Source organism: Sinorhizobium fredii, assembly GCF_002944405.1.
In the GTDB taxonomy this organism is placed as follows: Bacteria; Pseudomonadota; Alphaproteobacteria; order Rhizobiales; family Rhizobiaceae; genus Sinorhizobium; species Sinorhizobium fredii_C.
The window spans coordinates 1,006,509-1,019,542 of record NZ_CP024307.1; the positions used below are offsets into that span (position 1 = coordinate 1,006,509).

9 protein-coding genes and 1 pseudogene are annotated in these 13,034 nt (G+C 65.4%); 6 read left to right on the forward strand and 4 right to left on the reverse strand.

What is annotated here, in order from left to right:
* Positions 1-29: 29 nt before the first annotated feature.
* Complete coding sequence (gene mutY, locus NXT3_RS04820; RefSeq protein WP_037413435.1) at positions 30-1,118, reverse strand: A/G-specific adenine glycosylase; 1,089 nt, start codon at positions 1,116-1,118, stop codon at positions 30-32.
* A gap of 90 nt (positions 1,119-1,208) precedes the next feature.
* Between mutY and NXT3_RS04825 the strand changes: the two genes are divergently transcribed.
* From NXT3_RS04825 to ppdK, 5 genes and pseudogenes are all read left to right on the forward strand, one after another.
* Complete coding sequence (locus NXT3_RS04825; protein ID WP_037413437.1) at positions 1,209-1,715, forward strand: DUF721 domain-containing protein; 507 nt, start codon at positions 1,209-1,211, stop codon at positions 1,713-1,715.
* A gap of 121 nt (positions 1,716-1,836) precedes the next feature.
* Complete coding sequence (locus NXT3_RS04830) at positions 1,837-2,649, forward strand: DsbA family protein (RefSeq protein WP_097539301.1); 813 nt, start codon at positions 1,837-1,839, stop codon at positions 2,647-2,649.
* An 80-nt stretch (positions 2,650-2,729) separates the two neighbouring features.
* Positions 2,730-3,102, forward strand: a pseudogene (locus NXT3_RS04835) (endonuclease domain-containing protein).
* Between the two features lie 256 nt (positions 3,103-3,358).
* On the forward strand, positions 3,359-6,820 hold the full coding sequence (smc, locus tag NXT3_RS04845) for a chromosome segregation protein SMC (protein WP_104838874.1): 3,462 nt from the start codon (positions 3,359-3,361) through the stop codon (positions 6,818-6,820).
* A gap of 146 nt (positions 6,821-6,966) precedes the next feature.
* Complete coding sequence (gene ppdK, locus NXT3_RS04850; RefSeq protein WP_037413442.1) at positions 6,967-9,657, forward strand: pyruvate, phosphate dikinase; 2,691 nt, start codon at positions 6,967-6,969, stop codon at positions 9,655-9,657.
* Between the two features lie 19 nt (positions 9,658-9,676).
* Here ppdK and NXT3_RS04855 read toward each other — a convergent pair whose 3' ends face one another.
* A complete protein-coding gene (locus tag NXT3_RS04855) occupies positions 9,677-9,922 on the reverse strand; it encodes a hypothetical protein (RefSeq protein ID WP_104839935.1) in 246 nt (81 codons plus the stop codon).
* Between the two features lie 281 nt (positions 9,923-10,203).
* Positions 10,204-10,593 (reverse strand): hypothetical protein, encoded by a 390-nt coding sequence (locus NXT3_RS04860; protein WP_037413446.1) that lies wholly within the window; start codon positions 10,591-10,593, stop codon positions 10,204-10,206.
* 404 nt (positions 10,594-10,997) lie between these two features.
* Here NXT3_RS04860 and NXT3_RS04870 point away from each other — a divergent pair, with 404 nt between their 5' ends.
* Positions 10,998-11,906 (forward strand): DUF1499 domain-containing protein, encoded by a 909-nt coding sequence (locus NXT3_RS04870; RefSeq protein ID WP_104838875.1) that lies wholly within the window; start codon positions 10,998-11,000, stop codon positions 11,904-11,906.
* A gap of 6 nt (positions 11,907-11,912) precedes the next feature.
* Here the strand turns inward: NXT3_RS04870 and NXT3_RS04875 are convergent, their stop codons facing one another.
* Positions 11,913-12,824, reverse strand: coding sequence for an MBL fold metallo-hydrolase (locus tag NXT3_RS04875; protein WP_097526270.1), 912 nt, complete (start codon positions 12,822-12,824; stop codon positions 11,913-11,915).
* Positions 12,825-13,034 lie beyond the last annotated feature (210 nt).

The following is a 13,034-nucleotide window of genomic DNA, read 5'->3' on the forward strand; positions in this document are numbered from 1 at the left end:
GGCGGGTTGAACGAGGTTGCGGCCTTGCCTTACACGGCTTTGAATGCGTGCGGTATAGCCTGCGTGATCGCTTTTTTCATGACGGTCGGCAATGCCTGCCCCTTCAACGACGCGATCGGCTCCCACCAGCCCTCGGCGCAGGCCACGGCCTTCGCGACTTTGGCACGGTAGACCGAGAGGCGCAGTTCGAAATGCGTGAAGACATGCGTGACAGTGCCGCAGGCTTCCCAGGCGGCCGCGAAAGGCTGCGCCTCTACCGAGGTCTCGCCGTCGCGGCGCGCGGTCCAGCCCGTGCCCGGCACTTCCGTCATGCCGCCAAGGAGGCCCGTCTCGGCGCGCTTGCGCAGATAGACGGCATTAGCACCATCGATCGCCACGAAGGCGGCGCCGAGGCGCAGCGGCTTTTCCTTCTTCGCCCCCTTGCGCGGAAACGTCTCGGGATCGGCGACGGCGAGCGCCCGACAGTTCGAGCGGAAGGGACAGAGCGCGCAGGCGGGGCGCTTCGGCGTACAGATCGTGGCACCGAGATCCATCATCGCCTGGGCGAAATCACCCGGCCGGTCGGACGGCGTCAGTTCCGAGACGAGCCGGCGCATTTCCGGCTTGGCGGCGGGAAGCGGCGTCTCGATCGCATAGAGGCGGGAAATCACCCGCTCGACATTGCCGTCGAGCACGGCGCTCCTGCGGTTGAAGGCGATCGCCGCAACCGCGGCCGCTGTATAGTCGCCGATGCCGGGAAGGGCTTTCAGTCCTTCCTCCGTCTCCGGGAAGCGGCCGCCATGGTCGCGCGCCACCGCCTCGGCGCATTTCTTCAGATTGCGCGCCCTGGCATAGTAGCCGAGGCCGGCCCAGGCCTTCATCACCTCTTCGGTTTCGGCGGCGGCCAGGTCTTCAACCGTCGGCCAGTGCCTTAGAAACTTGTCGAAATAGGCCTTGACCGCCTGCACGGTGGTCTGTTGCAGCATGACTTCGGACAGCCAGACATGGTAGGGATCGGCGACGGCGCCGCGCGCTGCCATCGGCGGCGAGACACGCCACGGCAGATCGCGATGGTGGCGATCGTACCAGTTGAGCAGCACGGTGGCGGCTTCGGCCGCCTTTAGCGTGTCGAGCGTCATTTGCCGGAGAGTCCCTTTCCGGCCTATACTTGGCCGACGCCCGCTTGGGCTTCAAGGCTCGATCGAAGTTGCGAACAGAAAGTCGTTCCGGTGAGTGAAGCGAAGTCCCGCAAGGGCGTTGTGCAGATCAGCGAGGTTGCGAACGGGCTGATCGATCCGGTGCTGGCCAAGCGCGCCGGCATCAACACGATGCTGCTCGGCTCCTGGGACGAGATCGCCGGCGCGGAGTTCGCCGACTGCACGCGGCCGGAAAAGATCGCCTGGCCGCGGCGCGCCTCGGAGATCGGCAGCGATGGCGGCTACCAGCCCGGCGTGCTGACGGTTGCCTGTGAAGGCGCAAGGGCGCTTTTCCTGACCCACGCCCAGGGCGAACTGATCCAGCGCATCAACGGCTTTTTCGGCTTCCATGCGATCGGTCAGCTTCGAATCGTCCAGAAGCCTGTCGCACCGCCGCCCAAGCCCTACCGGCGGCCGCGGCCGCTGACCGGCGAACCGGCACGCCGGCTCGACACCATGGTTGAAGGCATCGAGAGCGAGGCGCTGAAGGCCGCACTGAAGCGGCTCGGCACGGCGGTCCTGTCTCAGCGCCGCAAGTAGTTCACCATCAAGGGGTCACAATTCTTTGAATTCAGTTGAAACAGTGCCCCTTGTCGCCTTGCACTGAGCAAGTTATCGAAATCACAACTCAATTTTCCCCTCCTAGAACACGGGTCCTTCCATGTCCGCTTCCGAAACGAGCCTTCCGAAACGCCTGCTGAGCGGTGTCGCCGTCGCGGCGATTGCCCTGGTGCTTGCAGCCTGCAGCGAAGAAAAGAAGGAGGCGGCTTCCAAGGCGCCGGCTGAAACAACGGCCAGCGCGGACGCGACGACCACCGGCTCCACCGCCGCGACGCCGGCCGCTTCCGGCCAGGCGAAGCCCGCCGCCACCGAGGTCGCGCAGTCTTCCGCCCCGACCGCCAAGGCCGAGTTGCCGCAGTCGGAAGGCAGCGTCGACGTGCAGAAGCTGATGGAGCCCGGCGCGCTTCCGGAAATGGCGCTCGGCGAGGCCAATGCGCCGGTAACGATCGTCGAATACATGTCGATGACCTGCCCGCACTGCGCCAACTTTCACAACAAGACCTTCGACGCCATCAAGACGAAATATGTCGACAGCGGCAAGGTGCGCTTTGTCATCCGCGAATTCCCCTTCGACCCGCGCGCCGCGGCCGCCTTCATGCTGGCGCGCTGCGCTCCGGAGGGACAGTATTTCCCGATGATCTCCATGCTGTTCAAGCAGCAGGAACAATGGGCCGCCGCGGAAAACGGCCGCGATGCACTGCTGCAGATGTCGAAACTCGCCGGTTTTACACAGGAGAGCTTCGAGGCCTGCTTGACGAACCAAAAACTTCTGGATGATGTGAACGCAGTCATGCAGCGCGGCGCCAAGGAGTTCGGAGTGAAATCGACGCCGACCTTTTTCGTGAATGGCGAGCACTATTCGGGGGACATGTCGGTTGACGTTATGTCGGCCCTCATCGACAGCAAGCTCTGATCCTTCGCTCTTCCTGACAACGGGCGACGGCTGCGGCCGTGCGCCCGTTTCTTATGTTCGGGAACCCGTGAGGTTTGGCCATGCCTCACACTGACGTTCCGCCGAAAACTCGCTCCAATGCGCGCCGCATGCGGAGTGTGATGACCGACGCCGAGGTCAAGCTGTGGAACGAGTTGCGCGCACATCGACTGATGGGCCTCGGCTTTCGCCGACAGGTTCCGGTCGCGGGTTATATCGTCGATTTCGCTTGCCCCGCACATCGACTGATCATCGAAGTCGATGGTGCGCAGCATGCGAAACCGGGTGATGCCGACTACGATCGGCAGCGTACGCTCCGACTGGAGACCGCTGGCTGGACTGTCTTGCGTTTCTGGAATGACGACGTGCTGCGCGACATTGACAAATGTGTGCGAGCATATCGTTCGGGTTATCGGGAAGGGGACATTCGAGTGATGCGCTCGTGGCTCACCCCCCTCTGCCCTGCCGGGCATCTCCCCCACAAGGGGGGCGATCGGCAAGTGGCGATGTCCCGCTCGACCAAATACCTGTCGCTTGGGTCATTTTTAGTGGGGCTTTCGGCACATTCGGCTTTGATGTCGCGGAAGCCCATGCGTCTAGCCGACCTCCCCCCTTGCGGGGGAGATGCCCGGCAGGGCAGAGGGGGGTGCAGCGCGGTCGCCGCACATCGCAAAGGGGGGTATCGCGCCCCATGAAATTCAACAAGCTGCGCCTGCTCGGCTTCAAATCCTTCGTCGAACCGACCGAATTCATCATCGAACGGGGCTTGACCGGCGTCGTCGGGCCGAATGGCTGCGGCAAGTCCAACCTCGTCGAGGCGCTGCGCTGGGTGATGGGAGAGAACTCCTACAAGAACATGCGCGCCTCCGGCATGGACGACGTGATCTTTTCCGGTTCGGGCAACCGGCCGGCGCGCAATACCGCCGAGGTCGGTCTTTACCTCGACAATGGCGACCGCACGGCGCCCGCCGCGTTCAACGACAGCGACGAGATCCAGGTGACGCGCCGGATCGAGCGCGAGCAGGGATCGGTCTACCGGATCAACGGCAAGGAGGCGCGGGCAAAGGACGTCCAGCTGCTCTTCGCCGACGCCTCGACTGGCGCCCGCTCGCCGTCGATGGTCGGGCAGGGCAGGATCGGCGAGCTGATCGCCGCAAAGCCGCAAGCCCGCCGGCAATTGCTCGAAGAGGCAGCCGGCATTTCCGGCCTGCACTCGCGCCGTCACGAGGCCGAGCTGCGGCTGAAGGCGGCGGAGACCAATCTCGAACGGCTCGATGACGTCACCTCGCAGCTCGAAAGCCAGATCGAGAGCCTGAAGCGCCAGTCGCGTCAAGCCAACCGCTTCAAGATGCTGTCGGCGGAAATCCGCCGTCACGACGCGATCCTGCTCCACATCCGCTGGGTACAGGCGAAGGAGGCCGAAGCCGAGGCGACCAGCCAGTTGAACCAGATCACCGCGCTCGTCGCCGAAAAGGCACAGGCGCAGATGGAAGCGGCCAAGCATCAGGCGATCTCGAGCCTCAAGCTGCCGGAGCTGCGCGAGAACGAGGCGAAGCTTGCAGCAGCGCTGCAGCGCCTGCAGATCGCCCGCGCGCAGCTCGAAGAAGATGCCGGGCGCATTCTGCGCCGGCGCGACGAATTGCAGCGGCGGCTCTCGCAGCTTGCCGAGGATATCGCCCGCGAGGAGCGGCTCATCGCCGACAATGCCGGCATCCTTGCCCGCCTCGACCTGGAGGAGGAAGAGCTGCGCGACGCGCTCGCCGAGGCGGACGAGCGTGCCGCGGAGGCGCGAGAAAGGCTGGAGGACGCCAACGAAAGGCTTTCCGGCAGCGAAGCCGATCTCGCCGGGCTTACCGCCGAGCGCGCCGAAGCGCAAGCGGCGCGCAACCAGCTCGACAGGACGCTGCGCGACCTCGCCGAGCGGCAGGCGCGCCTTGCCCGTCAGCTCGCCGATCAGGGGCGCGACCTCGAAAGCCTCGACCGGCAGATGGCGGCCCTCCCGGACCCTCACGAGAAGCAGGGGCAGGTGGAGGCCGCGGAAGCGGCGCTGGAAGAGGCCGAGGCGGTGGTCGTCGCCGTGGAGGAAAACCTTGCCGAAGCGCGGGCGGAAGAAGCGGCGGCCCGCCAGCCCGTCGACCAGGCGCGGGCGCGGCTGAACGGCATTGAAACCGAGGCGCGCACGATCCGCCGGATGCTGGAAGCGGCCGGCGCCAGCGCCTATCCGGCGGTCGTCGAGGATATGAAGGTGGAGCGCGGCTTCGAGACGGCGCTCGGCGCAGCATTGGGCGACGACCTCGATTCGCCGCTGGAGCAGGCGGCTGCCGCCCATTGGCGCATGCCCGGCGACCACGCCGACGACCCCGCCTTGCCCGGCGGTGCCTTGCCGCTCAGCGACTATGTCAGCGCCCCGGAGGCGCTGGGCCGCACGCTCCGCCAGATCGGCATCGTCGGAAACGAATCCGAGGCTGAGCGCCTGTTGCCGCTCCTGAAGTCCGGCCAGCGGCTGGTGACGAAGGAAGGCGCTGTCTGGCGTTGGGATGGGCACGTCACCGGCTCGGAAGCGCCGAGTGCTGCCGCCTTGAGGCTCGCGCAGAAGAACCGCCTTTCCGAGCTCGAGGCGGAGGCCGAGGATGCGGCTGAGGTGCTGCGCCGGGCGGAGGCGGATCTCGCCGCCGCCGGCGCGCGCATTCGTGCCGAGGACGAGCGGCTGCGGCTGTCGCGCGATGCCCAGCGGATGATCTCCAGGCAGCTCGCCGAGGCGCGCGACGCTCTAGCTGCGGCCGAACGTGCCTCCGGTGATCTCGTTCGCCGCCGGGCGGTGCTTGCCGAGACGAAGCTTCAGCTCGAGGCTCAGGTCGAAGAGGCGGCCGAGCAGATCGAGGCGGCGAACGACGCACTGGCCGAGGCGTCCGACCCCTCGGAACTCGAGCTGCGGCTGCGCACCCGGACGGCGGAGGTTGCGACGGACCGCGCCGCGGTCGCCGAAGCGCGCGCCGCGCATGACGGACTTGCCCGCGAAAACGAGGCGCGCCTGCGCCGGCTGACGGCGATCGCTGCGGAACGCGAGACCTGGCGGGCGAGGGCGGCGAGCGCCGAGGAGCACATCGCGACACTGCGCGACCGCGAGGCGGAAGCGCGCGAGGAGGTCGAGGAGCTCGTCGACGCACCCGACGAGTTCGACGACAAGCGCCGCGCCCTGGCAAACGAGTTGCAGAAGGCGGAGACGGCGCGCCGCCAGGCGGCCGACATCCTCGCCGAGGCGGAGACCCGCCAGCGTGAAGCCGATCGCCTTGCCGCGGCGGCGCTCTCGGAACTCGCGGAAGCGCGCGAAAAGCGCGGCCGAGCCGAGGAACGGCTCGTCTCGGCCCGCGAGCGGCGCGTCGAGGTCGAGGCGCGGATACTGGAGGCGCTTTCCTGCGCACCGCACGAGGCGATGCGCCTGACTGGGCTGGCCGCCGATGCGGCGTTGCCCGACATGCGAGCCGTCGAGCGTGAGCTTGAGCGGCTGAAGATCGAGCGGGAGCGCCTCGGCGCCGTCAACCTGCGTGCCGACGAGGAGCAGAAGGAGCTTTCTGAACGGCTGGCAGCACTCCTCAAGGAGCGCGATGACGTCATCGAGGCGATCCGCAAGCTCCGGAGCGCCATCCAGAACCTCAATCGCGAGGGACGCGAACGGCTGATTGCCGCCTTCGACGTGGTCAATGTCCAGTTCCAGCGGCTCTTCACCCATCTCTTCGGCGGCGGCACCGCGGAACTGCAACTGATCGAGAGCGACGATCCGCTGGAGGCCGGCCTCGAAATCCTCGCCCGGCCGCCGGGCAAGAAACCGCAGACCATGACCTTGCTTTCCGGCGGCGAGCAGGCGCTGACGGCGATGGCGCTGATCTTCGCCGTCTTCCTCACCAATCCCGCGCCGATCTGCGTGCTCGACGAAGTCGACGCACCGCTCGACGACCACAATGTCGAGCGCTACTGTAACCTGATGGATGAAATGGCCGCCTCGACCGAGACGCGCTTCATCATCATCACCCATAACCCGATCACCATGGCCCGCATGAACCGCCTGTTCGGCGTCACCATGGCCGAGCAGGGTGTTTCGCAGCTTGTCTCCGTCGACCTGCAGACGGCCGAGCGCATGCGCGAAGCGGTCTGAACCGGCGGGCCATCCGCAGACGAGAGAGGCGACAGGCGCTGCTGCATTTTTGATGCACTGCAGCAAAAATCTTCGCCGAGTGCATTTTCAGGCCGAACCATATACTGTAGATCGTCCATCGAACTGTTTCTGGGTGGAGAACAGGCATGACGAAATGGGTCTACACCTTCGGCGGAGGCAAGGCCGAAGGGAGTGCGGGGGATCGCAACAGGCTGGGCGGCAAGGGCGCGAACCTTGCCGAAATGTGCAATCTCGGCCTGCCGGTGCCCCCCGGCCTGACCATCGTCACGGATGCCTGCAACAGCTATTTCGACAACGGCCGGGAAATGCCCGAAGGCCTGCGCGAGCAGGTCCGCGAGGGCATTGCCCGGATGGAAGAGATCACCGGGCGCGTTTTCGGCGATACGGACCATCCGCTGCTTCTCTCGGTCCGTTCCGGCGCCCGCGCCTCGATGCCCGGCATGATGGATACGGTCCTCAATCTCGGTCTCAACGATCAGTCGGTGCACGCGCTCGGACACGATGCCGGCGACGCGCGCTTCGCCTGGGACAGCTACCGCCGCTTCATCCAGATGTATGGCGACGTCGTGATGGGCGTGGATCACGAGATCTTCGAAGAAATCCTCGAGGAAGAGAAGGCGCGGCTCGGCCACGAGCAGGATCCGGAGCTTTCGGCCGTCGAGTGGCAGCATGTCATCTCCCGCTACAAGGAAGCGATCGAGGAGGTGCTCGGCGAGCCCTTTCCGCAGGATCCGGAAGTCCAGCTCTGGGGTGCGATCGGCGCGGTCTTCTCGAGCTGGATGAACCCGCGTGCCATCACCTACCGGCATCTGCACGCCATTCCGGCCGCCTGGGGCACCGCCGTCAACGTTCAGGCGATGGTGTTCGGCAATCTCGGCAATTCGTCGGCAACCGGCGTCGCCTTCACCCGCAACCCGTCGACCGGCGCAAAGGAACTCTACGGCGAATTCCTGGTCAATGCGCAAGGGGAGGACGTGGTCGCCGGCATCCGCACGCCCCAGAACATCACCGAGGCCGCCCGGATCGCGTCCGGCTCCGATAAGCCGTCGCTGGAAAAGCTGATGCCGGAGGGCTTCGCCGAGTTCGAGGCGATCTGTCAGACGCTTGAGCGCCACTACCGCGACATGCAGGACCTCGAATTCACCATCGAGCGCGGCAAGCTCTGGATGCTGCAGACCCGCTCCGGCAAGCGCACCGCCAAGGCGGCGCTGAAGATCGCCGTCGACATGGCCGAGGAGGGCCTGATTTCCAAGGAAGAGGCCGTGGCGCGCATCGATCCGGCTTCGCTCGACCAGCTCCTGCATCCGACCATCGATCCGCATGCCCGCCGCGACATCATCGGCTCGGGGCTGCCGGCCTCGCCGGGGGCGGCGACGGGCGAGATCGTCTTCACCTCCGAGGAGGCGGTGCAGGCCGTCAAGGAAGGCCGCAAGGTCATCCTGGTCCGAGTCGAGACGAGCCCGGAGGACATCCACGGCATGCATGCGGCTCAGGGCATCCTGACGACACGCGGCGGCATGACGAGCCACGCCGCCGTCGTCGCCCGCGGCATGGGCACGCCTTGCGTCTCCGGCGCCGGCAGCATCCGCGTCGATCAGCGGGGCGAGCTGCTGATCACCGCGAGCGTCACCCTGAAGAAGGGTGAGGTGATCACTATCGACGGATCGTCGGGCCAAGTGCTGAAGGGCGAGATCGCCATGCTGCAGCCGGAGCTTTCGGGTGATTTCGGCAAGATCATGCAATGGGCCGACCAGAGCCGCCGGATGACGGTGCGCACCAATGCCGAGACGCCCGCCGATGCGCGTGCCGCCCGCTCCTTCGGCGCCGAAGGCATTGGCCTCTGCCGCACAGAGCACATGTTCTTCGAGGACGACCGCATCAATGTGATGCGCGAGATGATCCTCGCCGAGGACGAGGAGGGCCGGCGTGCGGCACTTGCGAAGCTCTTGCCGATGCAGCGCTCCGACTTCGTGGAGCTCTTCTCGATCATGCACGGCCTGCCGGTGACGATCCGCCTTCTCGATCCGCCGCTGCACGAATTCCTGCCGAAGACCGATGAGGAAATTGCCGAAGTCGCCGGCGTTCTGGCGCTCGACCCGGCGCATCTGCGTCAGCGGGTCGATGCGCTGCACGAGTTCAATCCGATGCTCGGCCATCGCGGCTGCCGGCTCGCGATCTCCCATCCGGAAATCGCCGAAATGCAGGCCCGCGCCATTTTTGAGGCGGCCGTCGAGGCGGCGCGCAGCACAGGTGCGCCGGTGGTTCCCGAGATCATGGTCCCGCTCGTCGGGCTGCGCGCGGAACTCGACTATGTCAAGGAACGGATCGATGCGGTCGCCAAGGAAGTGATCGGCGAGGCAGGCATCGGCATCGATTATCTGGTCGGCACGATGATCGAACTGCCGCGCGCCGCCTTGCGCGCCGACGTGATTGCCGAAGCGGCCGATTTCTTCTCCTTCGGCACCAATGACCTGACGCAGACGACCTTCGGTATTTCGCGCGACGATGCGGCCCAGTTTCTGGCCACCTATCAGCAGAAGGGCATCATCGAGCAGGATCCGTTCGTCTCGCTCGACTTCGACGGCGTAGGCGAACTGATCCAGCTTGCCGCCGAGCGCGGCCGCCGCACCAAGAACGGCCTGAAGCTCGGCATTTGCGGCGAGCATGGCGGCGATCCGGCGTCAATCCGCTTCTGCGAGGAGGCCGGGCTCGACTATGTTTCCTGCTCGCCCTTCCGCGTGCCGATCGCCCGGCTGGCGGCCGCACAGGCGGCGATCAAGGGCAACGGCAAGACCGAGGCGCTGGCGGCAAGTTGACGGCTGGCCTGCGTCCGCCTTAATACCAATACGGTCTTCGCAACAGTATGTCGCTTTCGTAGCGGAAGGCGCGCGCTTCGGCGCGGCGGTCGAGTTCTATGCGTTGCAGGCAGGTCGCGAACGCATCCGTGCCGCGGCGAAAGCCATAGGAGGCGCAGGTCGTTTCGTCCCTTGCGCGCCGCTCCTGCGGGGACACCGTCTGGCAGCCGGCAAGCACTATTCCTGTTGCAGCGAGTGTCAGCAGTCTGACTGTCGTCGTATTCATTCCTGCCTCCTGATCGGCGCTCGCTCGCGCAACTGAGATCGGCGGCATGTCGGCTCGTCCTCCGCGCGATGAAATTGCTACTGCATGTCTTTGTCCTTAAATCGTCCTCGATTTAAGGACAAAGGCATGCAGCAATTCAAAGTGCTACAGCGGCCTTTGCGCGTGACAAGACGCGCGACGCTGTAGGCAGGAAGGACGCATGGTTGCGGGTCTGCGGGCGCGATTCAACGGCAACAAGAATATCATGCGCCGCTGGATAGTGGCGATTAATCTCGGCTGCTTCAGATCCGCTCGAGCACGCCGACGAAAGCCTCGGCGAAGCTGGTGAGACCGGCGGTGCGCTCGCTCGGCTGCTCGACGCGGATCGAACTTCCATCCTCATTCAGGCAGACGAAGAGGATCGTTTCCGCCTGATCGCCGGCCGTGCCGTGGCGGAGGACGGCAATGGTCAGGCAATTGTCGACAAGGCCGGAGGCAGGCAGGACGAAGAGGAACTCGCCGCCGATCTCGGCGGCAACCGTGCGGACAAAGGACGAGAAATCATCCTTGTTGCCGGAGAAGCGGTCGAGGGAGAGCTCGAGTTCGAGCAGCGCCATCGGAAGGGCAGCGTCTCCGCCGGGCGGCGGAGGGGCGGCAACGGCGATTTCCGAACGTGTCTCCGATGCGGTCATGATCTCTCTCCGTTGTCACGGCGCCTCTATGCCGCCGTGTGTCTTTTCAGGCAGGCGGAGGCCGTTGGCCTACTTTGATCTGCTGCCAGTTTCCCTGGGCGCTGGTCGGCGCGGCAACCGGCAAGGCTGCCGAATGTTCAACTGAAATAACTGGTTAACGAGAATGGCGAATTTGCGGCAGAAATACAACCGATGCGCTCATACTCTTTTCGGGCGAATTCAAGGCGTGCAAAAGCGCGTGGTTCCCACGGAAAGCGCCATGGTCTACAGCGCCGCGCGCCTAATGAGACGCGCAAACGTAGCACTTTGAATTGCTGCATGATTCTGTCCCTAAATCGATTCCGATTTGGGGGATCTTGCATTAAGAAGGGCAAAGACTTTTCCGCGGGGATCGATTCCGTTTCATGATGGTCCGCTACGAGCGTCCCTATTCCCATGCCGCCCACTGGGCGCGATTGTGCGCCCGCATAGGCTTCGTCATTTTCGTGCTGTCGCTTGCCGCGCACCGCTTCGGCCCCTTGACCACCCCGCATTTTCTGGCGCTGGCAGGCTTTGCCGTGACTTTCGCCCTAGTGGCCGTCCTGCTTGCGGCAATCGGTCTGACGCGCCTTTGGCGGGTTGCGGCAATCGGCGGGACCGCTTCGGTCTCGGCGCTCTTCTATGCGGCGCTCCCGCTCGGCTTTTTCTTCTATGGGGCGGCGCAATATCTGACGCGCCCGGCGATCTACGATGTGAGCACCGATACGGCGACGCCGCCGCCCTGGATCAAGGCGCCCGTCGTCGAGGAGAGCTGGATCAAACGCCGGCCGATCGTGACGCCCGAGGATCGCGAAGCGCAGATCGCGGCCTATCCGGGGCTCACGGGACGGCGTTACGACGGCGCGCTTGACCGCGTTTTCCAGGGCGTCCGCAAGGTCGTCGAGGCAACTCGGGTCGGCATCACCGCGGAACTCGGCGTCGAGAACGCACGTGCCGATCTCGAGGATCTTGCCGTTGGCCCCAGCGAGGGGGCGGACACGAGCCGGGGACCGGAGGCCATTCCGGTTCCGGCTACGCGCCCGGCGCCCGATATCGATGTCGGCATACCGGGGCGCCAAGCCAGCGATATCGTTCTACAGGGGGAATGGCTCACGCTGATCGTCGGCTTCCGTTTCGACGTGCTGATCCGGCTGCGTGAAGAGGCGGAAACCACGCTCGTCGACCTGCGCGTCTCCTCGCGCTACGGCCAGCACGATCTCGGCATGGGCGCCAGTTTCGCGGAAGAGTTCTTGCGCGCGCTCGATGCCGAGCTTCTTGGGATTGCTGGCGATTAATCTCGCTCAGGCGACCAGCCGGTATTCGCCAAGAAGCGATGGCGGGCCGTTGGTCTCGATGCGGCCCTGTTCGATCAGGTCCTCGATATGGGCGAGCACCGAAAGCGCCGCTGCGCCGTGCAGACGCGGATCGGTCGAGGCGTAGATCACCTTCACCATGTCGGGAATATTCCGGTCGCCGGCGCGCAGCCGCTCCAGCACGGCGCGTTCGCGCATCTTACGGTGCGCCTTGAGGGCCCGCAGGAAGGAGGCGGGCTCGCTCACCGGGCCGCCATGGCCGGGCAAATAGAGCCGGTCGTCGCGCAAGAGCAGCTTGTCGAGCGAGGCCATATAGTCGGCCATGGCGCCGTCCGGCGGTGCGACGATGGTCGTTGCCCAGGCCATCACGTGATCGGCGGAAAACAGAATGCCGGTGCCGTCGAGCCCGAAGGCCATGTGGTTGGCGGTGTGTCCCGGCGTGGCGATCGCCGTCAGGCTCCAGCCGTCGCCCTCGATCCGTACGCCGTCTTGAAGTGCAATGTCGGGCGCGAAATCCATGTCCGAGCTTTCGGCGAAGGGGTTGGTCTCGCCGGCGTGCAAGGGGCGGGCGGCCCGGTGCGGCCCCTCGCCGACGACAATGGCCCCGGTCGCTTGGCTGAGCCGGCGGACGAGGGGCGAGTGGTCGCGATGCGTATGGCTGACGGCGATGTGCGTTACCTCGCGCCCTTCGAGTGCCGCCATCAGCGCCTGAAAATGCGCCTCATCTTCCGGGCCCGGATCGATCACCGCGACCGAGAGGCGGCCGACGATGTAGGTGTTGGTGCCATGAAAGGTAAAGGGCCCGGGATTGTTGACGGTGATGCGCTGAACGCCGTCTGCCACCGTCACTGCCTCGCCATGGGCTGGCTTGAAATCGAGGTCGAATTCCGGTCCCTGCATGCGTCTGTTCCTGCGCTCCATCTTCGACCAACGACCTCATGCCCTCTCCTCGGCCCCGAGGGCTAGCCCCCGGTCACGGGAAGAGGAGACTGAGGGCGCGCCGCGGTCGCCTTCGCCCCGCTCGCGGGGATTAGGTGCCGGCAGGTGGATGAGGGGCGAGTCGATCGCGATGAGCAACATTGGTTCGAGTTTCACTCGCGAGTGACAATA